This window comes from Streptomyces thermospinosisporus, assembly GCF_039526425.1.
Classification (GTDB): Bacteria; Actinomycetota; Actinomycetes; order Streptomycetales; family Streptomycetaceae; genus Streptomyces; species Streptomyces thermocarboxydovorans.
This window is the reverse complement of sequence record NZ_BAAAIZ010000135.1, coordinates 1-25,548: the sequence shown is the minus strand read 5'-3', so window position 1 is coordinate 25,548 and position 25,548 is coordinate 1. Positions and strand designations below refer to the sequence as shown.

At 71.0% G+C, this 25,548-nt stretch carries 23 protein-coding genes; 10 read left to right on the top strand and 13 right to left on the bottom strand.

Annotated features, from left to right (window positions below):
• Positions 1-56: 56 nt before the first annotated feature.
• From ABD207_RS31380 to ABD207_RS31340, 9 genes are all read right to left on the bottom strand, one after another.
• Positions 57-266, bottom strand: coding sequence for a hypothetical protein (locus tag ABD207_RS31380; RefSeq protein WP_344016710.1), 210 nt, complete (start codon positions 264-266; stop codon positions 57-59).
• Positions 267-292: 26 nt separating this feature from the next.
• Complete coding sequence (locus ABD207_RS31375; RefSeq protein ID WP_344016709.1) at positions 293-1,273, bottom strand: NAD-dependent epimerase/dehydratase family protein; 981 nt, start codon at positions 1,271-1,273, stop codon at positions 293-295.
• A 54-nt stretch (positions 1,274-1,327) separates the two neighbouring features.
• Positions 1,328-2,164 carry an aminoglycoside phosphotransferase/kinase family protein gene (locus ABD207_RS31370; RefSeq protein ID WP_344016708.1) on the bottom strand — a complete coding sequence of 279 codons (837 nt, stop codon included), beginning with the start codon at positions 2,162-2,164 and terminating at the stop codon, positions 1,328-1,330.
• Positions 2,161-2,817, bottom strand: coding sequence for a histidine phosphatase family protein (locus ABD207_RS31365; RefSeq protein ID WP_344016706.1), 657 nt, complete (start codon positions 2,815-2,817; stop codon positions 2,161-2,163). Before ABD207_RS31365 ends, ABD207_RS31370 begins: the two co-directional genes overlap by 4 nt.
• Positions 2,814-3,575, bottom strand: coding sequence for a phosphotransferase (locus ABD207_RS31360; protein WP_344016705.1), 762 nt, complete (start codon positions 3,573-3,575; stop codon positions 2,814-2,816). The genes ABD207_RS31365 and ABD207_RS31360 overlap by 4 nt, the downstream gene beginning before the upstream one ends.
• Complete coding sequence (locus tag ABD207_RS31355) at positions 3,572-4,417, bottom strand: class I SAM-dependent methyltransferase (RefSeq protein ID WP_344016703.1); 846 nt, start codon at positions 4,415-4,417, stop codon at positions 3,572-3,574. The genes ABD207_RS31360 and ABD207_RS31355 overlap by 4 nt, the downstream gene beginning before the upstream one ends.
• Positions 4,418-4,448: 31 nt before the next feature.
• Positions 4,449-4,961 carry a P-loop NTPase family protein gene (locus tag ABD207_RS31350; protein WP_344016702.1) on the bottom strand — a complete coding sequence of 171 codons (513 nt, stop codon included), beginning with the start codon at positions 4,959-4,961 and terminating at the stop codon, positions 4,449-4,451.
• Between the two features lie 96 nt (positions 4,962-5,057).
• Entirely contained in the window at positions 5,058-6,122 is a 1,065-nt protein-coding gene (locus ABD207_RS31345; RefSeq protein WP_344016701.1) for a glycosyltransferase family protein, read from the bottom strand.
• Positions 6,107-7,375 (bottom strand): carbamoyltransferase family protein, encoded by a 1,269-nt coding sequence (locus tag ABD207_RS31340; RefSeq protein ID WP_344016700.1) that lies wholly within the window; start codon positions 7,373-7,375, stop codon positions 6,107-6,109. The genes ABD207_RS31345 and ABD207_RS31340 overlap by 16 nt, the downstream gene beginning before the upstream one ends.
• A gap of 287 nt (positions 7,376-7,662) precedes the next feature.
• Between ABD207_RS31340 and ABD207_RS31335 the strand changes: the two genes are divergently transcribed.
• Positions 7,663-8,454, top strand: a complete 792-nt coding sequence (locus tag ABD207_RS31335) for an IS5 family transposase (RefSeq protein ID WP_344016699.1) — start codon at positions 7,663-7,665, stop codon at positions 8,452-8,454.
• On the opposite strand, the gene ABD207_RS31330 is transcribed toward ABD207_RS31335, so the two are convergent.
• Entirely contained in the window at positions 8,411-8,962 is a 552-nt protein-coding gene (locus tag ABD207_RS31330) for a hypothetical protein (RefSeq protein ID WP_344016698.1), read from the bottom strand. The genes ABD207_RS31335 and ABD207_RS31330 overlap by 44 nt on opposite strands.
• A gap of 540 nt (positions 8,963-9,502) precedes the next feature.
• Between ABD207_RS31330 and panD the strand changes: the two genes are divergently transcribed.
• Positions 9,503-9,922 carry an aspartate 1-decarboxylase gene (gene panD / locus ABD207_RS31325; protein WP_344016697.1) on the top strand — a complete coding sequence of 140 codons (420 nt, stop codon included), beginning with the start codon at positions 9,503-9,505 and terminating at the stop codon, positions 9,920-9,922.
• 664 nt (positions 9,923-10,586) lie between these two features.
• Here panD and gndA read toward each other — a convergent pair.
• Entirely contained in the window at positions 10,587-12,026 is a 1,440-nt protein-coding gene (gene gndA / locus ABD207_RS31320) for an NADP-dependent phosphogluconate dehydrogenase (RefSeq protein WP_344016696.1), read from the bottom strand.
• Between the two features lie 389 nt (positions 12,027-12,415).
• Here gndA and ABD207_RS31315 point away from each other — a divergent pair, with 389 nt between their 5' ends.
• The gene (locus ABD207_RS31315; protein WP_344016695.1) at positions 12,416-13,729 is read left to right on the top strand and encodes a transglycosylase family protein; all 1,314 of its coding nucleotides are present in this window, start codon (positions 12,416-12,418) and stop codon (positions 13,727-13,729) included.
• Here ABD207_RS31315 and ABD207_RS31310 read toward each other — a convergent pair.
• Positions 13,719-14,831: a DMT family transporter gene (locus ABD207_RS31310; protein ID WP_344016694.1), complete on the bottom strand. Its 1,113-nt coding sequence runs from the start codon at positions 14,829-14,831 to the stop codon at positions 13,719-13,721. The genes ABD207_RS31315 and ABD207_RS31310 overlap by 11 nt on opposite strands.
• 319 nt (positions 14,832-15,150) lie before the next feature.
• On the opposite strand from ABD207_RS31310, the gene glgA reads away from it, so the two are divergent.
• From glgA to ABD207_RS31275, 7 genes are all read left to right on the top strand, one after another.
• A complete protein-coding gene (glgA, locus tag ABD207_RS31305; protein ID WP_344016693.1) occupies positions 15,151-16,302 on the top strand; it encodes a glycogen synthase in 1,152 nt (383 codons plus the stop codon).
• A 51-nt stretch (positions 16,303-16,353) separates the two neighbouring features.
• Positions 16,354-17,574, top strand: a complete 1,221-nt coding sequence (gene glgC / locus ABD207_RS31300; RefSeq protein ID WP_344016692.1) for a glucose-1-phosphate adenylyltransferase — start codon at positions 16,354-16,356, stop codon at positions 17,572-17,574.
• 199 nt (positions 17,575-17,773) lie between these two features.
• Positions 17,774-20,389: a PA14 domain-containing protein gene (locus tag ABD207_RS31295; protein ID WP_344016691.1), complete on the top strand. Its 2,616-nt coding sequence runs from the start codon at positions 17,774-17,776 to the stop codon at positions 20,387-20,389.
• A 244-nt stretch (positions 20,390-20,633) separates the two neighbouring features.
• Positions 20,634-22,085: a wax ester/triacylglycerol synthase family O-acyltransferase gene (locus ABD207_RS31290; protein ID WP_344016711.1), complete on the top strand. Its 1,452-nt coding sequence runs from the start codon at positions 20,634-20,636 to the stop codon at positions 22,083-22,085.
• Between the two features lie 101 nt (positions 22,086-22,186).
• Positions 22,187-23,680: an SDR family NAD(P)-dependent oxidoreductase gene (locus ABD207_RS31285; protein ID WP_344016690.1), complete on the top strand. Its 1,494-nt coding sequence runs from the start codon at positions 22,187-22,189 to the stop codon at positions 23,678-23,680.
• A 430-nt stretch (positions 23,681-24,110) separates the two neighbouring features.
• Positions 24,111-24,284, top strand: a complete 174-nt coding sequence (locus ABD207_RS31280) for a hypothetical protein (protein ID WP_167990066.1) — start codon at positions 24,111-24,113, stop codon at positions 24,282-24,284.
• Positions 24,285-24,338: 54 nt separating this feature from the next.
• Positions 24,339-24,818 (top strand): GNAT family N-acetyltransferase, encoded by a 480-nt coding sequence (locus ABD207_RS31275; RefSeq protein WP_344016689.1) that lies wholly within the window; start codon positions 24,339-24,341, stop codon positions 24,816-24,818.
• 63 nt (positions 24,819-24,881) lie between these two features.
• On the opposite strand, the gene ABD207_RS31270 is transcribed toward ABD207_RS31275, so the two are convergent.
• Positions 24,882-25,307, bottom strand: a complete 426-nt coding sequence (locus ABD207_RS31270; protein ID WP_344016688.1) for a VOC family protein — start codon at positions 25,305-25,307, stop codon at positions 24,882-24,884.
• Between the last annotated feature and the right edge of the window lie 241 nt (positions 25,308-25,548).

Below are 25,548 nucleotides of genomic sequence, written 5' to 3'. Positions count from 1 at the left end.
CCTTCGGGCCAGGATCATAAACCTGGCTTCAGGGACTCCACGAAACCGGGGTCAGCTCAGACCTTCTCCAGCGTCGGCTGGTCGACGGACCTGGGCTTGGGTAGTACAGCACCGACCGTGGACGTCGCGGCCATCGCGCGGAGGAACGTCGGCCGCTCGGAGAGCAGGTGCGTGATGATCAGGGTGGTGACGTGCTCGCCAGCGGGGAACCGTGTTGTGATCTGCCGGAAGAAGGCTTCCAGTCGCGCCCTTTCAGGACTCTCCACTGCAACTCCTCCTGGTGTCCCGCTGGTTATGCCGCGCGGCCGTACGCGGCGGTCTCGGCGGCCAGCGCCTGCATGTGGGCTTGCATGCCGTTGTGAAGGTCGACCTGGGGCTGCCAGCCCAAGACCTCATGGGCGCGGCCGGGGTCGGCGCGGGTGGTGAGGACGTCGCCGCTGCGGGGGTTTTCCTGGTGAACCTGGATCTCGCGACCGGAGAGGCTGTTCGCAATGTTGATCACTTCCAGCAGTGAGGCGCTCGAACCACCCCCGACGTTGATCACTCCGCTGGCGGTCGGGATCGTGGCCGCGGCGATGGTGGCGGCGACTGCGTCGTCGATGTACGTGAAGTCCCTGCGCTGGTGACCGTCTCCGTACAGACGCAGTGACTGGCCGGTCAGGGCGGCCGTGAGGGCGCGGTGCGTGAACATGTCGGGACGCTGCCGGGGGCCGTAAACGGTGAAGTACCGCAGAGCGACGACGCTGGTGGGGCAATGGGCCTGGGCGGAGTGCGAGAGGCAGAGCTGCTCCTCGGCGAGTTTCGTGACCGCGTACGGGGATGCCGGCTGTGGCCGGTCGGTTTCTACGCTCGGACCGCCCTCGGTGGGGCCGTAGACGCTGGAGGACGAGGCCACCACCAGCCGGGGAACACCCATACGGGTGACGGCGTCCATGACGCGGTGGGTGGCGAGGACGTTGGAGGCGACGTACTCGCTGAACTTCGGCCCCCAGGAGGGGCGTACCCCGGGGATGCCGGCCAGGTGAAAGACGGCGTTCGCGTCCACGAGCAGCGGCTCGATCGCGCAGTTGAGGAGGTCAGCGGTGACGTGCATGTACCCCGGGAGCCTCTGCAGGGCGGCCAGGTTGGCTGCGGCCGTGGGGTCGGTGGCAGGGTCACGACGGTCGACGCCGACGACGACGGCGCCGGCCTGGACGAGGGCCTGCGCGAGGTGGGAGCCGATAAAGCCGGCGTCGCCGGTCACCACAGCCCGGCGGGGCACGGTGGTGGTCATGTGGGATGCGTGCTGTGACACGGAGTTCTCCAGGAATCCGAGGAGGGTTGTGGTTCAGGCGAGCCGGGCGAGAACGGTGCGGCCGTGGCTGCTGAGGGCGAGATCGTCCTGCTCGTGTCCGCGGACCAGGGCGGTGACGGCCTCGATCGCACCGAAGGACTCCAGCAGTCGCTGTTCGGTGTCGTTCAGCGGCGTTCCGTATCCGGCGAAGAAAGCCGTGCGGAGGTGGGGAGCGGCCTGCCAGCGGCGGAATTCGAGCCGGGCGAAGTCGCGGATGCGGGCATCCCGGCGCATGTGCTCGAAGTCGCACATTCCGAAGGCGTCCCCAAGGAGCCAGTTCCGCGGCTGGTAGTCGAGGTGGCACACCGCGCTGTCCATGAGCGTGTTCGCCAAGACGTCCGCGCTGTGGCTCATGCGGTCGCGTTCGGCCGTGGAGATGAGGCCGGCCCCATCTGCACGGGCGATCCAGTCGCGTAGCCGCTGGGCGAGTTCCGTGCCGACGGCGCCGGTACGCGGTACCGAGGTGGCGTGGTGCAGCTTGCCCAGGACGCGCCCGGCCTCGTAGTGAGCCTGTTCCTCCTCCGGCGACCCGGGGGCGACCGCATCCGCCCGTACGCCGCGCACCGCGGTGAGCAGCAGGGTGCATGTTCTGTCCTGTCGGCCCACCACTCGGGGGACGTGCCCGATCAGGTGAGCTCCCCAGGCGAGATAGGCATGGAGTTCTCGGATGTATCGGTCGCGTTCGCTGTGCTGCTTGGCGAAGAACTCCTTGCCGTCGGCGTCGACAAGACGCAGGACTCGGGGCGGGAGAGTCGGATCGTGCACGATCCGGACCGCTCCCAGCGCGCCGCGTGCCAGGCTCAGCCGCGGATCATCGGACAGCGTGATCACGCGACAGCCTCCTGCGATAAGGCGGCCAGGTGCTCGGTGTCGTTGTGGCGGTCGAGCATCCACCGTCTCTGCTTAAGCCGGTTGAGGTGGTGTTGCCACCGGGTGATGGACCCGTGAGAGACCGTGAACCCGGCCGGAGATCCGAGCGGGATTCCCAGGAGCAGCGTGTGGGCGACGATCACGGTCTCGCCGTGCGCGGCGAACAGGATGCGCTCACCCTCGTGATGGGCGATGAGCTCCCGTAGGAGGCGGCCTGCCTGCTCCAGGTAGCCGTTCCACGTGTCGGATCCAGCAGCCCAGGGCCTGTCCGGGTGGGCGTGCGGCCCGCCGTCGGCAGCGGTTTTCACCTCGGCCCAGGGTCTGCCGTCGGCGGCACCGTGGACCGGACCGTCGAGGCGGTCGTCGGTGGACATGGGGAGGTTGAGGGCCTGGCTGATGATCTCGCCGGTCTGGCGCAGGCGGAGGCGCGGGCCGGCGTACAGGGCGTCGAACGGCTTGTCGCGGTGCTCGGTGGCGAGGCGGAGCGCGACCCGTTCGGTCTGGGCGTATCCGCGGTTGGTAAGCCCGGTGCAGGTGCGCGGGCCGCCTACCAGGCCGTCGACGTTGCACTGGGCTTCGCCGTGGCGGACGAAGACGAGTTCGGTGGTGATCATGCGGATCCTCGGGGGCAGGGTCGGGGCAACCAGCTGTAGCGGTAGCCGTTGCGCCCGGCGTACGGAGCGGTCAGCACGGCGTGCAGGGCGAGGTAGTCGTCGAGCCGCTCGCGATCCGTGATGCCAAGCTGGGGGTCGTGGCGTACGGCGGCCTCGTTGTAGGCGCGCAGGGCCGAGTCAATGGTTGGAGCCGGCAAAGGCCCGTACGTCAGGACCAGCGTCGCGATCAGTTTCGCCAGGTCGTAACCCATCGGCGCCAGCGTCAGATCGTCGGTGTCGACCGTGTAGATCTCGCCGGCCTCGGTGATGATGAAGTTTCGCGGGTTGCTGTCCTTGTAGAAGGCGGTCGGCCCCTCGGCGGTCTTCTCCAGCAGCGTCAGCAATGCGTGCAAGGCCCCGCGGTCCGGCAGGTACCCCTGTTCCAGCCTTCTTCGCAGGGCAGCCTGCCGGGGACCGATGTAGTCGCCGAACGCGATGCCGTCACGGAAACGGTGGGGCCTGTTGAGCGCGGCCGGCCGGAGGTCGGTGGTCCAGGCGGCCCCGTGGACATCGCCCAGCAACCCAGCCAGGGCCGGCAGGTCCTCGGTCCGGGCAGGACGGCCGTCGATCCACTCGTATGTCAGGCTCGTCGGCCCCACCACCGTCAGCGCCGGAAGCCGCAGCGGCGGTGCGTGCTCGACGAGCCAGGCGTGATGGCGGGCTGCCGAGGCCACCCGGCCGGGGGTCTCGTAGTGCTTGGTGAACCGGCGAACGCTCACGACCGTCCTCCCCCTGACCGGGCCACCACGAAGGTGACGAGGGACTTGGTGGTGAGGGGCCGGTCCGGCAGGAACTCATGCAGTGTTGCCGTGAGCGCGCCAGGATTGCCGTAAAGGCCCGGGGCGAGGTCGTACTTCGGGTTGGTGGCCAGGTACTCCGCCACGTGGTCGTGTCCGTCGAAGGTGAAGCGGTGTTCCTCGTGCTCCACAGCGAGTACGTCGAGCGACACGGCGGCCAGGTGGGCGAGGTTGTCGCTGTGCGCCGAGATGTACAGGCTCTCGTGCTGCTCGGCCCGCGGGTCGAGGCCGGCGGCAGCGACCAGCTGGTCCATCTCCCGGTGGCTGTCGAGTCCCTTCGTGACGAGCACGGCCAGCCCTCCCGGAGCCAGCACCCGCTTCATCTCCGCGACCACCGTCTGAGGCTGCGGTGAGTGGTAAAGGCAGAAGGCTGCGACAGCGACGTCGAATGACTGGGCAGGAAGCGGCAGTTGGTGGAAGTTGCCCATGAGGAAGCTGACTGGGACGTCGGGAAGCCGTTGAGCGCGGTGCAGGGCCTGTTCGATCAAGGCCGGAGCCGCGTCGAGACCGAGTACCCGCTGCGGCCGGAGTTGCTGGGCCAGGGCCAGACTGCTTGTACCGCGACCACAGCCGACGTCCAAGACCAGGCCGAGCTTGTCTGCCCGCTCGTGGTGGGCGCGCACCAGGCGCACGATCGTGTCTGGTACCGGGCGTCCGGAGGTTTTCGCCCGCATCAGGGCATTGGACCGGCCGGCCAGCCGCGAGGCGTGCCCATACAGCTCCGCTTGCCGCGCGGGGTCCAGGAACGGGTTGGCGCCGCTCATGCCGCACCCTCCCCTCGGGGGCGCGGAGCGCTCAGCGGTGCTCGGCGGCGACCTTGCGCAGCCAGCGGTGCGTCTGTCGCCGGTTGCGCAGCAGCACCACCTCGGCACGGCCCGAGGCGAATTCCTCGATCTTGGCCATGACGCGCGGGCGCATCTTGCGGCGGTACGTCGCCACGTACTTGATCACGCCCCAGTGGATGCGGTTGTGCACCCCGTTGCCCTTGTGCCCTGCCCCGTGCCGGACCTGACGGGAGAAGATCCCGTACAGCGCGGCCACGGTCGAGACGTCCATGAGGACCACCGTGTCGCAGGCTTCGAGCCGGATCTGCAAGGTGGAGTTGTAGTTGCCGTCGATCACCCACTTCGGCTGCGCGACCAGGTCCCGCTGCAGGGCGGCGAACTTCTCCATGGGCAGCGCGTTCCACGCGTCGTCGTAGAACGCGGCGTCCAGGTGCGTGACCGGGGCGTCGAGGATCCTGCCCAGCTCGCGTGCCAGGTAGGACTTGCCGCTGCCTCCGCAGCCGACGATGGCGACCTTCTTCATGGTGCTCCAGCGTAGAGGCGCTCGGGTGCCCGGTCGGACCGGCCGGTCGGACACGTTCGGATGATCCAGGTGCCATGGTCTGGGAAGCCAGCTGCATCACGCCGCTCCCCGCTCCACATTTACGGGGCTGGCAGCCGTGTCCAGTACGGCTTCCAACGCGTCTACCTGCCGACTCAGGCGGAACGGGTCCAGACGGTCCAGGCAGGCCGCGATCAGGTCCGCGTGCTGCTGGGTGCCGGCGATCCGCTGGAGGTGGGCGAGCCGCTCGATCACCTCGCTGCCGGAGCTGACGATCAGTTCCTTGGGCACGAAGCGGTCCGCGTGCAGGATGTCGGCAGGGGTGAGCGGCAGGCAGCCGGCGAGGACGGCCTCGAAGATCCGCTGCGTCATCTGCCCGACGACGGCGTACCGCTCCGGCAGCATCAGCACGGTTGCCAGAGACCTGCCATACACGGCGTGGACCGCCTCGAAGGGGAGCCTGCCGAGGAACCGGACGTGCGGCCAGCGATCGGTCTTGGTCCACTTGCCCCCGACCAGGTGATCGAAGCGGGTGGCGGCCGACGCGAAGAAGCGGTCGAAATGTTCGTCGCGGTCGTACTGGTTGCCGACGTACCCGAGGACGAGATCCCTGGGCTTCTTGGCGAGCACGATCGGATCCGCCTCATCGAGGAGACGGTCGTCGACCGGGAAGAGCAGGCGGTGGGCGCCCGCCGTAGGTTCGAGAGCGGCCTCGCACACAGTGGTCTGGCGGATACGCCGCCACACGCTGTCCGGCCGGAGCTGGCGATCCTTGTCCCAGATCACGGTCGGGGTTCCGAGCCGAACTGTGTACCAGGTGACCAGCTCTGTCTGGCGGTGCAGGTCGCAGGTGTGCCCCTCGGTGCCGCACGGGGTGGTGTTGCGCCCGTCGATTGCCCAGCGCCACTCCAGGAACAGGACGTCGATGTCCGGGGTGCCGCTGTGGAAGGCGTAGGCGTTGCCGAGGTCGTCGCCGGCCTCGATCAGGTCGCGGTTGGCCTGTAGGAAGACGATCTCGTGGCCGCGGTCGAGGAGGGCGTCGATCAGGGGGCGGCGGTGGCTGCGGCCCCCGTCCGGGGTGTCGGTGATTCCGTTGCCGAGGAATCCCCAGAAGCTGTATCCGATCTTCACTTTGTGATCCACCGACCTTCCAGCAGCAGGGCGTCCAGTCCGGAGTTGGCCAGGCAGTCCAGCGCCATCTCTGGTGTTCCGCAGATCGGCTTGCCCTTGACGTTGAGGGAGGTGTTGATCAGCACCGGCACCCCTGTACGGCGGGCGAAGGCGCTCAGCACATCGTGCATGAACGCGTTCTGCGACCGGGTGACGGTCTGGGGGCGGGAGGTGCCGTTGGCGTGCACGATGGGCGGCACACGCTCGCGCGCCTCGTCGGTTACGCCGGACGCCATCGACATGTACGGCGCCTCTTGGCCGAGGGTGAAGAACTCCGCGGCGCGTTCGGCCAGGACCATGGGGGCGAATGGGCGGAACGGCTCCCGGAACTTCACGGTGGCGTTCAGACGCTCGACGACCCCGGGCTCCAATGGAGAGGCGAGGATCGAGCGATTCCCGAGGGCGCGGGGGCCGGCTTCGACTCGTCCCTGGAAGAGCCCGACGATCATGCCGTGGGCAAGCTGGTCGGCGAGGAACTCGGCGGACTCCACGCCCAGCGTCTTCTGCTGGAGTCCGGGCCATGGCGTGAGGTCAAGGGCCTGGTGCTGGTACGACGGGCCGAGATAGCAGGCCCGGGCGACGCCGGATACGGGTCGCCGACTGCGGCTGCCGGTGTGTGCGGCGATGGCGGCCCCGATCGCGGTGCCGGCGTCGCCCGGGGCGGGCGGGACGAAGACTTCGTCGAAAATTCCGGCCTCGATGATCCGCCCGATGCTCACGCAGTTCGTGGCGACTCCACCGCCGACACACAGGCGGCGCGATCTGGTGATCGTCCGGGCCCTGCGGGCCAGATGCAGCATCACCTGCTCGGTGCGCTCCTGGAGGGCGGCGGCCAAATCCCGGTGGACGTCTTGGAGCGGCTCGCTCGGGTGGCGCTCGGGGCACGTCTCGTCCATGAAGCGGCGAGAGGTCCTCGGGTAGCCCGAGGTCAGCGCGCGCGGCGGGAAGTAGGCGGGGTCGACCGAAAAGCCCGTGGGTGTTGTGCGCAGGGCCCGGGCAAGAAGTGGGCGGAACCGCTCCGGATCGCCGAGGGCGGCGAGCGCCATCACGGTGCCCTCCTCGTCACCACGGCGCCACCCGAGGTGCTCGGTGACCGCGCCGTACACATAGCCCAGGGAGGCAGGGTCGTTGATCGCCTCCAGGGTGCGGGTGGAAGGGTGGAGCGCGTTGTGTCCACGGGCGATGGTGGTGGTCTGCCGCTCGCCGAGGCTGTCCACGATGAGCACGGCGGACTCGTTCCACCCTGAGTAGTTGTTGTCTTTCCGATCTTGAGAGATGCGCGTCGAACGGGAGTCCCGATTGGGTGATCGTGGGGCGCTTGGCGCATGCGGACAGGGCCTCCTGAACAGCTCGTTGGTGTCGAATCACCGAGCAGCAGGAGGCCCTGGTGCAGCAGTCTTCCGTGCCGGCAGCCGGGCAGTCCAGCTCGGTCACCTGGGAGTGTGACTGTCTGGCTCACCGGTTCGGAAACGCTGCTGACAACGCTTTGCGGCAGCCGCGCTACCCGACGGATATGACGGACGCGGAATGGGCCGTGGTCCGGCCGCTGCTGCCGGTGCCGGGCTGGATGCGCGGACGCGGCGGTCGGCCGGAGGCGTACTGCCACCGGGCTGTACTCGATGCGATCCGCTACCTCGTTGACAACGGCATCAAGCGGCGGGCGATGCCGGCCGGCTTCCCGCCGTGGGACCGGGTGTACGCGTTCTTCCGCCGCTGGCGCGACCACGGCCTGGTCAAGGAGTTCCACGACCGGCTACGTGCGCAGGTCCGCGGCAAGGCGGGCCGCGACGCGGAGCCGACGGCCGGTGTGATCGACTCGCAGTCGGTCAAGGCGGACGCCGTCGTCGGCGCGGACAGCCGTGGCTTCGACGGCGGCAAACTCGTCAACGGGCGCAAGCGGCACGTCGTGGTCGACACGCTCGGCCTGCTGCTGGACGTGATGGTCACCGCCGCGGACACCGGCGACCGCACCGCCGCCCACGTGCTGCTCGGGCAGGTCGCCGACGAGCACCACCGACTGGAACTGGTCTGGGCCGACGGTGGTTATACCGGCAGCCTCGTCGAGCACTGCCTGGCCGCGTTCGCGCTGGTCCTGGCGATCGTGAAACGCAGTGACGACATGCGCGGCTTCGTGGTGCTGCCCAAGCGGTGGATCGTCGAGCGGTTCTTCGCCCACCTGATGCGAAGCCGCCGTCTGGTGCGCGACTTCGAACGCCGCACCACCAGCGCCGAGGCGATGGTCTACTGGTCGATGACCCTGCTCATGACCCGCCGCCTGGCCCGGCCGGCCCCGGGGCGAGGGTGAACCGGCCCGGCTGCCGCTCGGCCAGCCACCCCCGTGCGACCAGGCGTTTCGCCTTCGACCGCAGCGCCTCCACCTTGGCCGGCACCGCGTCCAGGCCGAACATGTGGGCCAACTCCTGGCAGGTCAGCGGCCCTTGATGGAGCCGGTGTCGGTCCCCGAGGGCCTCAAGGATGCGCTGATAGTCAACCGACAGCACCGACCGGTCCAGCCCCTCACGCCACACCGGCACCTGCGACCTGGGCTTCGCTGCTCCGGCCGCTGACAACGCCTGCCCGGTCCGTCCGCCGGCCCTCGGCACTGTCCGCCCGACCTGGTCGTGGCCCTGCTCGGTCTCCTCGACCGGGTCCAGCACCTCGCCGACCCGCGAGCGGGCGATGGCCCATTCCTTCCAGTCCCGCTCGGCCAGGGCCAGCTCGGCCTGGATCCGGTCGACCTCCTCCCGCAGCTCGTCCACCCGACGCCGAGCAACGAGCTCGCGCTGTTCAAGCAGCCCCACGACCGACGGCATCCACGACCTCCACGGGAACGGCGACACGACAGGTCACCACTCCCACAGGATCACCAGCCCATGCCTGACCAGCCGAAACATAGTCCTCAAGCCCGGAAAGACAACAGCGTCTAACCGGCGATCCGCCGCTATGTTGCCCCGCTGCTTCGGCCACTCAGATTCCTGGAACTGTGGGTGCCTCCTCCTTTGAGGCGGGAAACGAGGGGCTTGGGCCAGCTGACCCATGGCGGCGCGTGGCCCGACTCCCGGTCGAGCGCCTTCGCTCCTGACTACCGTCCAGACCGTCCGAGTGACGGTGATCACGGACGTCCGCCGGAGGGTGCTGCGTAGGCTTGGGCCGTCGTCACGGTGGGGTCCGCGAGAGTGGGCGAAGTCCTCCTCCAGTCGCCTGACGGGGCGTCAGAAAAGTCAGCAAGTGGTCAGCATGAGTCCTGAAAAACCTGGGGACAGCTGCCCGAACATGCGACTCGTTGTAGGGTGTCGAAATAGCCCTTGACCTGCAAAAACGCAGGCAGGGAGCCTACCTGTGGGAGTACCCCGATGTTGCGTACCATGTTCAAGTCCAAGATCCACCGCGCCACCGTCACCCAGGCCGACCTGCACTACGTGGGATCCGTGACGATCGACGCGGACCTGCTCGACGCCGCCGACCTGCTGCCCGGCGAGCTCGTGCACATCGTCGACATCACCAACGGCGCCCGGCTCGAGACGTACGTCATCGAGGGCGAGCGCGGGTCGGGGGTCATCGGCATCAACGGCGCCGCCGCCCATCTCGTCCACCCCGGCGACCTGGTCATCATCATCAGCTACGCCCAGGTCAGCGACGCCGAGGCGCGGGAGATGAAGCCCCGGGTGGTGCATGTGGACGCGGACAACCGGATCGTGGCTCTCGGGGCCGACGCCGCCGAGCCGGTGCCCGGTTCGGACCAGCGGCGCAGCCCGCAGGCCGTGACCGCCTGACCCGGCGGACGGGAGCCCGGCCCCGCGGAGGGACCCGGCCGACGTGAGCGTGATCCGGCGGCCGGATCGCACGGCGGGTGATCGGCACCGGGGCCGGGGTGCAGGGCCACCTGGGCCCGTAATGTCCCGCGACGGGGTGACTGAGGAATCCGGCGTCGGGTAGGCGGGGGATGAGTCCAGAGCCGTAGTCGAGCGACTGGCCGGAGGACATCCGTCATGACCGACCCGTACCCGGACCCCGTCCCTCCCGGACCCACGCCGGGCCCCGAGCCCTCGCACCCCCAGCCCCATCCGGTCCCACCGCCGGGACCGCCCCCCGGCCCCGAGCCGGGCCCGGCACCCGCGCCGCCCCCGCCGACGCCTCCGCCCCCGTCTCCGGGACCGCCGCCCGGGCCCTCACCGTCCCCGATCCCTCCGGGACCCGAGCCCGTGCCGAACCCGGAACCGGGCCCGCCGCTGACCTGAGCGCAACGGCCGCCCGGCGGGGCGATGCCCCCGCCATGAGGACAACGCGAGGGGCGGTGGATCCAGTGACGGACCTCCGATCCCCCGGGGGAATCCCGGGGACACCGGAGCGTCGGGACCCACCGCCCCTTCGCGTGTCAGGCGGCAGCTACGCCGACACCTCCGAACGGTCACCGCCCCTTCGCGCGTCAGGCGGCAGCTACGCCGACACCTCCGAACGGTCACCGCCCCACAGCGTGTGGAACGACCCCTCGCGGTCGGTCCGCCGGTAGGTGTGCGCACCGAAGTAGTCCCGCTGGCCCTGGGTGAGCGCCGCGGGCAGCCGCTCGGCGCGCAGGGCGTCGTAGTAGGCGAGCGCGGCGGCGAAGCCGGGGGTCGGCACGCCGTTGCGGACCGCGGCGATCAGCACCTCGCGCCAGTCGTCCTGCGCCTCGGCGATCTCCCGCCCGAACGTCTCGTCGGACAGCAGGCTCGGCAGGTCCGGCCGGGCGTCGTACGCGGCGCGGATCCGGTCCAGGAAGGCCGCCCGGATGATGCAGCCGCCGCGCCAGATGGAGGCGACCGCGCCGAGGTCGATGTCCCAGCCGTACTCCTCGCTGCCCGCGGCGATCTCGTGGAACCCCTGGGTGTAGGAGACGATCTTCGAGGCGTAGAGCGCCTGCTCGACCCGGTCGGCGAAGGCCGCCGCCTCCGACTCGCCCATCGGCTTCGCCTTCGGGCCCGCCAGCCCGCGGGACGCCTCGCGCAGCGCCGCGTGACCCGAGAGCGAGCGGGCGAAGACCGCCTCCGCGATGCCGGAGACCGGCACACCCAGGTCGAGGGCGATCTGCACGGTCCAGCGGCCGGTGCCCTTCTGCTCGGCCTGGTCCACCACCACGTCCACGAACGGCTTGCCCGTCGCCGCGTCCACGTGCGACAGCACCTCGGCCGTGATCTCGATGAGGTAGGAGTCCAGGCGGCCGGTGTTCCAGGTCCGGAAGATGTCCGCGATCTGCGCGGGGGAGTAGCCGGCCACGTCGTGCAGCAGCTGGTACGCCTCACCGATCAGCTGCATGTCGGCGTACTCGATGCCGTTGTGCACCATCTTCACGAAGTGCCCGGCGCCGTCCGGGCCGACGTGCGTGACGCAGGGCGATCCGTCGGCCGCCTTCGCGGAGATCTTCTCCAGCATCGGGCCGAGCGACTCGTACGACTCCTTCGAGCCGCCCGGCATGATGCTCGGGCCGTTGAGTGCGCCCTCCTCGCCGCCGGAGATGCCGGTGCCGACGAAGTGGATGCCCTTCTCGCGCAGCTCGCGCTCGCGGCGCCGGGTGTCCGCGAAGTGCGCGTTGCCGCCGTCGATGATCATGTCGCCGGGCTCAAGGAGCGGGGCGAACTCCTCGATCACCGCGTCCGTGGGCTCACCGGCCTTCACCATGATGACCAGCCGCCGGGGCCGCTCCAGCGCCGCCACGAACTCCTTGGCCGTCTCCGCGGCGATGAACCTGCCTTCGTGGCCGAACTCCTCCACCAGCGCATGCGTCCGCGCGGCCGTCCGGTTGTGCACCGCGACCGTGTAGCCGTTGCGGGCGAAATTGCGCGCGAGGTTGCGGCCCATGACCGCGAGACCCGTGACGCCGATCTGCGCTGAACTGCTCATAGGGTTGGCTCCTAGTGCCCTCGGTATCGGTGCTGCCGGTGGTGCCCGTCAGTCCTGCCTCGACCATCCTGACGTGCCGTACCGGCGGGCGCACGCGCGGGCCGGCGGGCCCGCGGGCGCCGTCGTACGGCTCCGCGCAGGCACATACGGGCGGCACCCCCCTTCGCACTCATCGGGTGCGTGCGTCCGTCTCATCGGGGTGCGTGCGTCCGTGCGCCCGCGGCGCGTCGCACCCGCCCGCGCGTGCGACACCCGGCCCGCAACTCGGGGCGCAACGGGCGAAAAAGACCGGGCAGTTGGCGCATCCGCGCGACCGATAGGCGTCTTGTGGCGGCCTGTTCGCAGCGCTTACTTTTGCCCCTCCTGACGCATTGTCGATGGGGGGCACCATGGCCGTGCGCGGTCGGCACCGCCGGTATCAGCCGAAGAGGATCAACCGGGCCTCGCTCACCGTGACCGCCGGCGGCGCAGGGATGGCGCTGCCGCTGACCATGAGCGGCACCGCCCAGGCCGCCGACGTGGAGACCTGGGAGAAGGTGGCGGCGTGCGAGTCCAGCAACGACTGGGAGATCGACACCGGCAACGGGTTCTACGGCGGACTGCAGTTCACCCAGTCCACCTGGGAGGCGTTCGGCGGCACGCGGTACGCGCCACGCGCCGATCTCGCCACCAGGGAGCAGCAGATCGCCGTGGCGGAGAAGGTCCTGGAGGGGCAGGGTCCGGGAGCCTGGCCGGTCTGCTCCGTACGGGCGGGACTCACCCGGGGCGGCCAGACCCCGGACATCGACGTCAAGGGCGGTGACGGCAAGACCGGCCGCGGCGAACGCAAGCAGCGGGCCGACCGGTCCTCGGTCGAGGACGTCAAACCGCAGAGGACGCCGCAGTCCCGTGCCGGGCGCACCGAGATGTACACCGTGGTCACCGGCGACACGCTCTCCGGGATCGCCGCGGATGAAGGGGTGCGGGGCGGCTGGCGCGGTCTGTACGAGGCCAACCGCTCGGTCATCGGCGCCGACCCCGATCTGATCATCCCCGGCCAGCGCCTCGCCCTGCCGGACGGCTCCTCCGGCGTGGCGCAGCCGTCGAAGAAGGCTCAGGACAAACGGGCTCAGAAGCCGGCTGAGCGGACCGAGAGGGCTCAGAAGCAGGGCGAGAAGCCTCAGCAGAAGGCTGAGGGGAAGGCCGAGCGGAAAGCCGAGCGGAAGGCCGAGGGGAAGGCCGAGGGGAAGGCCGAGCGGAAGGCCGCGGCTCAGCGCACCGGCGACCGTGCCGGGCGCGGCACCGCAGCCGCCAAGAGCGGCACGCTCGTCGCCCCCGTCAGCGCCGCGCTCGGCACGCCGTACCACAAGGCGGGCTCCGCCTGGTCGAAGGGCTATCACACCGGCGTCGACTTCCCCGTGCCCACCGGCACGTCGGTGAGTTCGGTCGCCGCGGGCACCGTGGTCAGCGCGGGCTGGGAGGGCTCCTTCGGCTACCAGGTGGTGATCCGGCACCACGACGGCCGCTACAGCCAGTACGCCCACCTCTCGGCGATCTCCGTGCGCAACGGCCAGCCGGTCGGCTCCGGCCAGCGCATCGGCCGCTCCGGGTCCACGGGCAACAGCTCGGGCCCGCATCTGCACTTCGAAGTGCGGACGGGGCCAAGTTTCGGTTCGGACATCGACCCGGTCGCCTACCTCAGGGCGGGCGGGGTCAGGATTTGACGCGCAGGCGGTGCCGGTCGGTGCTGGGCACCGGGACGTACGGGCCGCCGTAGAAGGGCGCGTACGCCACCTGGGGGACCGGGACCTCGGGGTCGGCATCCGCCCCCGCCGGGACCCCGGCCGGGACCGGCACCGGCAGCGCCACGTCCGCGGGCACCTCCAGCCCGGCCAGGAGCGTTCGCGCGGGGTCGTCGGCCGGGACGGCCGCGACGGCCGAAGCCGCCGAAGCGGCCGGGACGGCGTGGGCCGTGGCCGGCGCGGCCTGCTGCTGCTCGCGCGCCAGCCGTTCCGTCGTCAGCAGGATCAGACCGCCGGCCGCCACCACACCGCAGCTCAGCGCGAGCGCGGTGCCCGTGGTGCCGTAGCGGAAGGTCTCGCCGAACATCGTGATGCCGACCGCGGCGGCGACCACCGGGTTCACCACCGTCAGCGTGGCGAGCGGGGCGGCGAGTCCGCCGCTGCGGTAGGACGCCTGGGACAGCAGCAGACCGGCCGTGGCCAGCACGCCGATCACCGCGAGCGAGGGCAGGTCGCCCACCGAGACGCCGTCGGTCCAGTCGACCGCGACGGTCTTGGTGAAGACGGAGGCCATGCCGAAGGCGACACCGGAGGCGACCGCCAGCAGGATGCTGCGCACCGCCGGGTGCCGGTGCACGGCCCGGGCGGCGGCGACCAGGGCTGCGATGGCGCCGGCCGTGGTCAGGGCCACGGCGACCCGCTCACCGGTGTGCAGGGACTGTGTGGCGGAGGCGCCGACCAGCGCCAGCAGACCGGCCAGGCCCACCGTCGCCATGACGGCGCCGCGCCAGGCGGTCGCCCCGGCCCTGCGGCCGACGAGCAGCGCCGCCATGGGCAGCGCGAACACGATGGTGAGGGCGCCCAGCGGCTGGACGATGCTCAGGGGCCCGTAGGCGAGCGCCAGCACGTGCAGCAGGGCGCCGAGGCCGTTGAGCGCGACGGCCGCCCACCAGGCCGGGCGGCGCAGCGGTGCGTACTGCTCGCCCGGTGAGGACGCCGCGACCCGCTCCTGCACGATCGCGCCGCCGGCGTAGGCCACGGCGGACACGAACGACAGCAGCACGGACAACGCGAGGGCGCTCATCGGCTGCTCCTCAGCGGATGGCGGGGGCCGTCGGCCCGGCGCGGCGAAGGGTCGGCTTCCATGACCAACACCTTGCCGTCCCGGCTTGTTCCCGTCGTCGTCCCTGAGCACTCACTGTGTCCTACTGCCGATGGAGTACGACGGCGGCCCTGTCATCCCCAGGACGGGTGCCGGCACGTCCCACGACCCGGGGACGGGCCCCTAAGGGGTGTCCACCGGCCCCGCGCAGAAAGATCGGGGAGACGTCCTCCGGGGGTTCCGCAGGCGGCCGTTGTGGGTGACCATGAATGGGACGTGTGCTCAGACAGGGGGTTCGCGGGTGCGTGTGGGACTGCTGACCCGGGAGTACCCCCCGGACGTGTACGGCGGCGCGGGAGTCCATGTGGAGTTCCTCGCCCGCGAGCTGCGGCCGCTGGTGGACCTGGAGGTGCACTGCTGGGGCGAGGGCCGCGCCGACGGCGTGCTGCGCCACCGCCCCTGGTCCGCGCTCGACGGCGCCAACGACGCGCTGCGCACCTTCTCGGTGGACCTCGCCATGGCCGGCGCCCTGGAGCGCGCCGACCTCGTCCACTCCCACACCTGGTACGCCAATCTGGGCGGCCACCTCGCCAAGATGCTGTACGGCATCCCGCACGTGCTCACCGCCCACTCCCTGGAGCCGCTGCGCCCCTGGAAGGCCGAGCAGCTCGGCGGCGGCTACGCCCTGTCCGGCTGGGCCGAGCGCACCGCCGTGGAGACCGCCGACGCGGTGATCGCCGTCTCCGGGGCCATGCGCCGGGACATCCTCGGCTGCTACCCCGCCCTCGACCCGGCCCGCGTGCACATCGTGCACAACGGCATCGACACCGACCTGTACCGCCCCGACCCCGGCACCGAGGCCCTGGAGCGGATCGGGCTGGACCGCTCCCGCCCCTATGTGCTGTTCGTCGGCCGCATCACCCGGCAGAAGGGCGTGCCGCATCTGCTGCGGGCGGTGCGCGGCATCGATCCGGCCGCCCAGGTGGTGCTGTGCGCGGGAGCGCCGGACACCCCGGAGATCGACCGGGAGTTCCGCGAGCTGTACGAGGACCTCAGCCGGGAGCGCGAGGGCGTGCACTGGATCCCGCAGATGCTGCCGCGGCCCGAGGTCATCCAGCTGCTCACCCACGCCGCCGTCTTCGTCTGCCCGTCCGTCTACGAGCCGCTCGGCATCGTCAATCTGGAGGCGATGGCCTGCGGCACCCCCGTGGTGGCCTCCCGCACCGGCGGGATCCCGGAGGTCGTGGCGGACGGGGAGACCGGGGTACTGGTGGACGTGGACGACGACTTCGAGGCCGGTCTGGCACGGGCGCTGGACTCGGTCCTCGGGGACCCGGAGGCCGCCCGGCGGATGGGCGAGGCCGGCCGGGAACGCGCGGTCGCCGAGTTCGGCTGGGACGCGGTGGCCCGCCGCACCGTCCGGCTGTACGAGGAGATCCGCAAACAGGCTTAGCCGTCCCTGCCACGGGCAGGGACGGGAAAACTCGGCGTGAGGGGAGCGGCCATGCGTCGTGGTGGACCTTCGGTCCTGGGAATCGTGCTCGCGGGCGGCGAGGGCAAGCGTCTGATGCCACTCACCGCGGACCGCGCCAAACCGGCGGTCACATTCGGCGGCACCTACCGGCTGGTCGACTTCGTGCTGTCCAACCTGGTCAACGGCGACATCCTGCGCATCTGCGTGCTCACGCAGTACAAGTCGCACTCCTTGGACCGGCACATCACCACCACCTGGCGGATGTCCAGCCTGCTCGGCAACTACGTCACCCCGGTCCCCGCGCAGCAGCGGCTCGGCCCGCGCTGGTACCTGGGCAGCGCGGACGCCATCCTGCAGTCGCTGAACCTGATCTACGACGAGCGGCCGGAGTACGTGGCGGTGTTCGGCGCCGACCACGTCTACCGCATGGACCCGCGCCAGATGCTCGCCCAGCACATCGAGAGCGGCGCCGGTGTCACGGTCGCCGGGATCCGCGTGCCGCGCACGGAGTCCTCCGCGTTCGGTGTGATCACCCCGGGCTCCGACGGGCAGACCGTGCAGCGGTTCCTGGAGAAGCCGGCCGACCCGCCGGGGCTCGCCGACGACCCCGACCGCGTGTTCGCCTCCATGGGCAACTACATCTTCACCACCAAGGCCCTGATCGAGGCGCTGCAGCGGGACGCCGAGGACGAGAACTCGGTGCACGACATGGGCGGTTCGATCCTGCCCCAGCTCACCGAGCGCGGTGAGGCGGCGCTGTACGACTTCAGCACCAACCACGTGCCCGGCGAGACCAGCCGCGACCAGGGCTACTGGCGGGACGTGGGCACCCTGGACGCGTACTACGAGGCGCACATGGACCTGATCGCCGAGCGCCCCGCGTTCAACCTCTACAACCGCCAGTGGCCCATCTACACCCACTCCGGCCAGCTCTCGCCCGCCCGGTTCAACGCGGGCGGCATCGCCAGCGAGTCGATCATCAGCGCGGGCTGTCTGATCCGCGGCCAGGTGACGCGCTCGGTGCTCTCGCCGGGGGTCGTGGTCGATCCCGGGGCGGTGGTGCAGGGTTCGGTGCTGCACGACAACGTGCACATCGGCCGTGGCGCGGTGGTGCGCGGCGCCGTGCTGGACAAGAACGTCGAGGTGCCGCCGGGCGCGACGATCGGCGTCAACCCCGAGCGGGACGCCGAGCTGTACACGGTGTCCAAGGGCGGCGTGATCGTCCTCGGCAAGGGCCAGCAGGTGCAGTAGTCCCAAGCGCCAGAGGGGCCCCGGTTGGTCGTGGGACCACCGGGGCCCTTGTCATGTCCCTGGACGGATGGCGGAATCCGTGCTGTTATGCCAAGTACTGTTCGTGACAACGTTGTGCGGGCAACTACTTCGCACATAACAGAACATCGCACGTACGTCAGTAGCGAGAGCCGTCACCTTCCTCACCCACGGAGGATCCGTGCGCACCAGACGACTCAGAGACCGATTCGCGCTCCTGCTGGCCGCCGCGCTCGGCGTCGCGGGACTCACCGCCACCGGCCCGGCCGCCACCGCGGCGGAGGAGGACCCGGTGGACATACGCGGGCTGAAGGGCGAGTACTACACCCACTCCGCGCCCGGCGCCTTCGACTTCCACGAGCTCAAGGCCACCGCCTTCGACCCCCGCCTCGACTTCGACAACCTCGAGCCCCGTCTGAACTTCACCACCGGCCGCTCGGACGACGTCAGCGTCCGCTGGACCGGCAAGATCGTGCCGGAGAAGACCGGCCCCCACACCTTCTCGGTCATCGCCGACAACGGGTTCCGCCTGTGGATCGACGGCAAGCTCGCCATCGACCACTGGGTCGACGACTGGGACCGCGAACAGACCGCGGAGCCGATCGAGCTGACCGCCGGCCGCGCCTACGACATCAAGGTCGAGTACTTCGAGCACTACGGCGGCTCCAACTTCCATCTGCGCTGGACCGAGCCCGGCGGCAGCAAGGAGCCGGTGCCCCAGTCGGCGTTCCGCCTCCCGGACGGCTTCGACTACGACGGCGCCCTCGCCGCCACCGTCCTCGCCTCCGGCCGCACCCTCAAGCTCGACTTCCCGCAGCCGCTCGCCGCGCCCCCGGCCGGCTTCACCGGCCATCTGAACGCGGTCATCGGCGGCGCCAGGTGGCCGCTGAAGTCCGCCGCGCCGGACCCCGCCGACCCCAGGGCCCTGCTCGTCACCCTCGGCGAGCCGGTCGTCGGCAACAAGACCGGCACCGCCCGCGGCACCGCCGACATCCGCTACGACGGCAAGGGCGGCCTGACGGCGGCCGGCGGCGACCCGGTCGACGCCTTCCTCAGCAGCGGCCCCAACCGCTCCACCTACGAGCTGCGCACCCAGTGGGCCGACGAGGTGGGCCCGGACAACGCCCACCCCGAGTACCCGCGTCCCCAGCTCACCCGTGACCAGTGGGCCAACCTCAACGGCCGCTGGCAGTTCGCCGCCGCCGAAAAGGGCGAGCAGCCGCCCTTCGGGAAGACGCTCAAGGAACGCATCCTGGTCCCGTTCCCGGTGGAGTCCCAGCTCTCCGGGATCCAGCGGCACGAGGACCGCATGTGGTACCGGCGCACCTTCACCGTCCCGCGCGACTGGCACATCGGCTCCGGCAAGCGGCTGCGGCTGAACTTCCAGGCGGTCGACTGGCGGGCCGAGGTGTACGTCAACGGCACCAAGGTGGCCGAGCACGAGGGCGGCTACGACAAGTTCAGCGCCGACATCACCGACGCGCTCAAGCCCGGCCGCACCCAGGAGCTCGTCGTCGGCGTCCACGACCCCACCGACTCGGCCAACGGCGAGAACCCGCCGGTCGGCAAGCAGCGCCTCGACCCGAGCGGCATCTGGTACACGCCCAGCTCCGGCATCTGGCAGACCGTCTGGATGGAGCCGGTCGCCCGCGACCACGTCGACTCGCTGGCGCTGATCCCGGACGTGGACAAGGAGCAGCTCTCCGTTCAGGCGCGCGGCGTCCGCGACGGACTGCCGATCCGGGCGACCGCGTATGCGGGCAAGCGCCAGGTCGCCACGGCGACCGGCCGGACCGGTGAGCCGCTGACCCTGCGCATCCGCAACCCCCGCCTGTGGTCGCCCGACGACCCGTTCCTGTACCGGCTGAAGGTGACCGTCGGTTCCGACCGCGTCGGCAGCTACTTCGGGATGCGCTCCATCGCCGTGGAGAAGATCGACGGCGTGCCCCGCACCGTCCTCAACGGCAAGCCCGTCTTCCTGATGGCCACCCTCGACCAGGGCTTCTGGCCCGACGGTCTGCACACCGCGCCCACCGACGAGGCCCTCGCCTTCGACCTGCGCAAGCACAAGGAGCTCGGCTTCAACTCCGTGCGCAAGCACATCAAGGTCGAGCCCGACCGCTGGTTCTACTGGGCGGACCGGCTGGGCCTGCTGGTGTGGCAGGACATGCCGTCGATGACCGCCGGGGTGAACCCGGGCGCCGAGTCGCGCGCCCGCTTCGAGCGCGAGATGAAGCAGATGATCGACGAGCACATCAGCAGCCCGTCCATCGTCATGTGGGTCACCTTCAACGAGGGCTGGGGCCAGTACGACGTCGGCCGCATCGCCGAGCAGGCCAAGGCCTGGGACCCCACCCGCCTGGTCAACAACCAGTCGGGGCTCAACCTCGGCGCCGACGGCAACGCCGGCGACATCATGGACGAGCACGGCTACCCGAGCCCGGCCCTGCCGCCGCGGCCGGACGGCCGGCGCGCCCTGGTCAGCGGCGAGTACGGCGGCCTCGGGCTCGCGGTGCCCGGACACGCCTGGTCGGTGCAGCAGTCGTACATCGACGTCGACCCGGCGACCTACACCGACGACTACCTGGCCAAGCTCGACGAGGTGCGCGCACTGGTCTGCAAGGGCGGCAACGGCGCCGTCTACACCCAGATCTCGGACGTGGAGGGCGAGCTCAACGGGCTGCTCACCTACGACCGGCGGGTGATGAAGCCGGACGTCCCCCGGGTCAGGGCGGCCCACGAGGCGCTGATCCGGGACGCCTCCCGGGCACAGCCCGCGGGCTGCCCCGCCGGGTGACGCATCCTCAGCGGCCGGGCCCCCTGGCGGGTGCCGCCCGTCCGGGTGGCGTCGGTCACCCCGAGCAGTGCCCGGCCGTGCCCCGCTGACCACATCCGGCCCACACGTCCCGCCCCTTCCGCCTCGCCGGCGGAAGGGGCGGAGACGTAATGTGCTGTTAACTATGCGTAGCGAGATCGTACTTGACCGTAATCGGCCGGGGGCGATTGACTGCTGATCCAACCCGACGTCGATGCGAGGCAATGTGAAAGCAGATCTGCTGGCTCCACTCGACCTGGCGTTCTGGAACATCGAGTCCGCCGACCATCCGATGCATCTGGCCGCACTCGGCGTCTTCTCCGCCCACTCGCCGGCCGCAGGCGCGCACGCCGCCGATCTGCTCGCCTCCCGCGCCGCCGCCGTCCCCGGACTGCGCATGCGCATCCGCGACGTGTGGCAGCCGCTGCCGCTGCGGGAGTCGCTGCCCGCCCTGCGGCGCTCCTGGAACGCCCTCGGCGGACCGCTCACCTCCGTGCTGGGCCGTCCCCTCGCCGGGGCGCTGCGCCGGCCGCTGGCCTCCGCGCTGCGCCGCCCGCTCGCCTTCGGCGGCGCCGCCCGCGAGACCGACCCGGACTTCGACCCCCTCAACCACATCCGGCTGCACGCCCCGGCCGCCGACTTCCACGCCGCGGCCGGCCGGCTGATGGAGCGCCCGCTGGACCGCACCCGTCCGCCCTGGGAGGCGCACGTCCTGCCGGGGGAGGACGGGGTGTCCTTCGCCGTGCTGTTCAAGTTCCACCACGCCCTCGCCGACGGGCTGCGCGCGCTCACCCTCGCCGCCGCGCTGATGGACCCCATGGACCTGCCCGCCGCCCGGCCCCGCCCCGCCGAGGAGCCGGCCGGGCTGCTGCCGGACGTACGCAAGGTGCCCGAACTGGTCCGCGGCGCCCTGTCCGACGTGGGCCGGGCCCTGGACATCGGCGCCTCCGTCGCCCGCTCCACCCTCGATGTGCGCACCTCGCCCGCGCTGGCCTGCGAACCCAGCGGCACCCGCCGCACCGCGGGCGTGGTCGCCGACCTCGACGACGTGCACCGCATCCGCAAGAGCGTCGGCGGGACCGTCAACGACGTGCTGATCGCGGTCGTCGCCGGCGCCCTGCGCAGCTGGCTCGACGAACGCGGCGACGGCAGCGAGGGAGTGGCCCCGCGCGCCCTCATCCCCGTCTCCCGACGCCGCCCGCGCACCGCCCACCCGCAGGGCAACCGGCTCTCCGGCTACCTGATACGGCTCCCCGTCGACCAGCGCGACCCGGTCGCCCGCCTCAAGCTGGTGCGCGCCGCCATGGACCGCAACAAGGACGCCGGCCCCGAGCGCGGCGCCGGCGCGGTCGCCCTGCTCGCCGACCACGTGCCGCCGCTCGGCCACCGGCTGGGCGGGCCGATCGTGGGGCAGGCGGCCCGGCTCTGGTTCGACGTGCTGGTCACCAGCGTGCCGCTGCCCGGCTTCGGACTGCGGCTCGGCGGCAACCCGCTCGGCGCGGTCTTCCCGCTCGCCCCGCTGGCCCCCGGCCACTCGCTCGCGGTGGCGATCTCCACCTACCGGGGCCGGGTCCACTACGGACTGGTCGCCGACGGCGCCGCCGTGCCCGACCTCGACCGGCTGGCCCGGGCGGTGTCCGAGGAGGTGGAGACGCTGATCGCCGCCTGCGCGCCCTGACCGTCCGGGTTTGGTGCTGCGGCCCGGCGCTCCGTACACTTCCCCGTTCGAAAGCGGGCGCGAACGGAGCGCCGCCAGGGCAGAGCGGGACGGCAGCGGCGATGACGGTGACACAGGGCGGCTCCGGGTCCACGGACGACGTGGAGTACGGGCCCGGCATCGACCCGGAGCGGCTCGCCGTCTGCCTCAGCGTCCTTCAGGAGCTGGACAAGCTCGAGATCGACCACCCGGACGCGATCAAGGTCCGCCGGGCCACCTCGCACATCTACCGCACGGTCAAGCAGCGCCGCCGCCAGGAGCGCCGGGCCGCCAAGACCGCTCACGACCGGGCCGTCACCGAGGCCACCGCCACCGGCTCCGCCCAGCGCATCGACGACGAGACCGAGGGCCTGCTGCCGTCCTCCCGCGTCGAGCCCGGCAGGATCGCGGGCATACTCCAGCGCCCCCGCTCCTGCTACGTCTGCAAGACCCGCTACGTCGAGGTCGACTACTTCTACCACCAGCTCTGCCCGGCCTGCGCCGCCGAGAACCGCGCCCGCCGGGAGGCCCGCACCGACCTCGCGGGACGGCGCGCGCTGCTCACCGGCGGCCGGGCCAAGATCGGCATGTACATCGCGCTGCGGCTGCTGCGCGACGGCGCCCACACCACGATCACCACCCGCTTCCCCAAGGACGCCATCCGCCGCTTCAAGGCCATGGACGACTCCGCGGAGTGGATCCACCGCCTGGAGGTCGTCGGCATCGACCTGCGCGACCCGGCGCAGGCGGTCGCGCTCGCCGAACGGGTCGCCGAGCAGGGCCCGCTGGACATCCTGATCAACAACGCCACCCAGACCGTGCGCCGGCTGCCCTCCGCCTACGCCGCGCTCGTCGAGGGCGAGAGCGCGCCGCTGCCCGCCGGTGAGCTGCCCGCCCACCACGTGATCGGCGCCTTCAACTCCGGGGCGGTGGACGGGCTGGCCGCCCTGCCCGCCGGGGTGAGCGGGCTGGACGCCCAGCAGGTGGCCGATCTCGCCCTGGTCGCGGGCAACGCCAGCCTGGTCAAGCACCAGGAGGGCACCGCCATCGACGCGGGCGGACTGGTGCCCGACGTGGTGGACACCAACACCTGGGTGCAGACCATCGACCAGATCTCCCCGGTGGAGCTGCTGGAGACCCAGCTGTGCAACTACACGGCGCCGTTCATCCTGATCAGCAAGCTGCGCCCGGCGCTGGCCGCGGCCGCGAGCAAGGCCCCGTCCCACCGCGCCTACGTCGTCAACGTCTCGGCGATGGAGGGCGTGTTCTCCCGCGGCTACAAGGGCGCCGGCCATCCGAACACCAACGCGGCCAAGGCCGCCATGAACATGGTGACGCGCACCAGCGCCCAGGAGATGTTCGAGACCGACCGCATCCTGATGACCTCGGTCGACACCGGCTGGATCACCGACGAGCGGCCCCACTACGACAAGCTGCGCCTCGCCGAGGCCGGCTTCCACGCCCCGCTCGACCTGGTCGACGGCGCCGCCCGCGTCTACGACCCGATCGTGCGCGGCGAGGCGGGCGAGGACCTGTACGGCGTCTTCCTCAAGGACTACAAGCCGGGCAAGTGGTGACGCCGCTCTCCAGCTGACGCCGCTCTCCTGCTGAGGTCAGCGTCGACGCCCGGGGTCAGGCCGCCCTCTCGCACGCGCCGACACCCGTGTCCTCCGATCGAGTGATGGGGTGCAGGTGCGTTCATCAGGACATATGCGGACATTCTGGTGGGTCGAACGTGATCCGAAGCGTGATTGTTACCCAGGGTTTGCAGCCCCATCGAGCGGGGGGCCGCTCATTTGGTTAATCTGAACGCCGACGGACAGAACACAGGGTTCGACCCACACCCACGGTCCGTCATGGGACAGCCGGTTCACAACGGCCTGCTCTCCTTCGAGTTACCGGCGCCACCGCGTCCGAACGGCTATCGACATACAGCCCCGGCGGACGGTGGCGCAGCAGGACCGGCGCGACACGTCCCGAGGGTGACCGACACATAAGGAGTGCGCGGTGACACCGGAGAAGAAGAATCGCGAGCAGCGCCCCAAGGAACGCCCTGAGCGTGCCGGCCGCAGGCCCGGGGAGATCGGCAGCCTGGACGTGTGGGCCCGCTCGGCCCCCATCCGGCTCGCGGGCTACGAGGACGACCTCGCCGAGCCCCACATCCTCCCCAGCGTCGACTGACCCCTCACCCCTTCGCGATCTCCCGGCGCGCCCGCGCGTGCAAGACTCACGACCATGCTGATCAGGGAAGCCACCCCCGACGACTGGCCACGCATCTGGCCGTTCTGGCACCGCATCGTCGCCGCCGGCGAGACCTACACCTGGGACCCGGGCACCTCCGAGGAGGCCGCCCGGGCCCTGTGGACGAGCCCCCCGAAACGGGTCTACGTCGTCGAGGACGACGGGGCGGTCGTCGCCTCCGCCTACCTCACCCCCAACTACGGCGGCCCCGCCGCCCGCATCGCCAACGCCGGCTTCATGGTGGACCCCGACCGGTCGGGGCGCGGTTACGGCCGCGCCCTCGCCGAGCATGTGCTCGCCGAGGCCGCCGCGGCCGGTTACCGGGGCATGGTGTTCAACGCCGTGGTGGAGACCAACCCCGCCGTGAAGCTGTGGACCTCCCTCGGCTTCGAGATCATCGGCACGGTCCCCGAGGCGTTCGAGCACCCCCGGCACGGGCTGGTCGGGCTGCACATCATGTACCGGCGCCTGTGAGGCACCCCGTCCCCGGGCGGGGGCGTGCACGGGCCCCACGTCAGGGACGTGCCCAGTCCCAGGTCAGGGGCGCACGTAGGGGCGGGTCATGATCTCCATGTTGTGGCCGTCCGGGTCGTCGAAGTAGGCGCCACGGCCGCCGAAGAGGCTGTTGACCCGGCCGGGCTCGGTGTGCGAGGGGTCCGCGTAGTAGGTGACCCCGGCCGCCTCCAGCCTCGCGATCATCGCGTCGAACTGCTCCTCGGGCACCAGGAACGCGTAGTGCTGCGACTGGATCGGCTCGTCGCGCTTCTCGTAGTAGTCCAGGGTCACGCCGTTGCCCAGGTCGACGGGCAGGAAGGGCCCGAAGGGGGCGCCCACCTCCAGACCCAGGATCGAGGCGAGGAACTCGGCGGACCGCCGCCGGTCCCGCGCGTAGACGGCGGTGTGGTTCAAGTGGGCCACGGTGGTGGGAACTTCGGGCGCGGACGGGTGCTGTGCCTCGGACATGGCTGAATCCTTCTCCTGTGTGATCGTCGGGTGCCGCCCGCAACGGAAGCGCGGGGGCGGGGAACGGCGATGAACGCGGAGAGGGAAGGCGGGGCACGTCCCCGCCTCGGGCTCACGTCGAGGCCGGGACCGCTTTCCGTGCAAGGCCCGTCAGGGCCGACCCGGCAGTCACGCTGCCAACCCTAGATGAATGAGTCCAAGGGATCGCCTGCGGACATGAGACGAGGGCGTCCAACGTCGA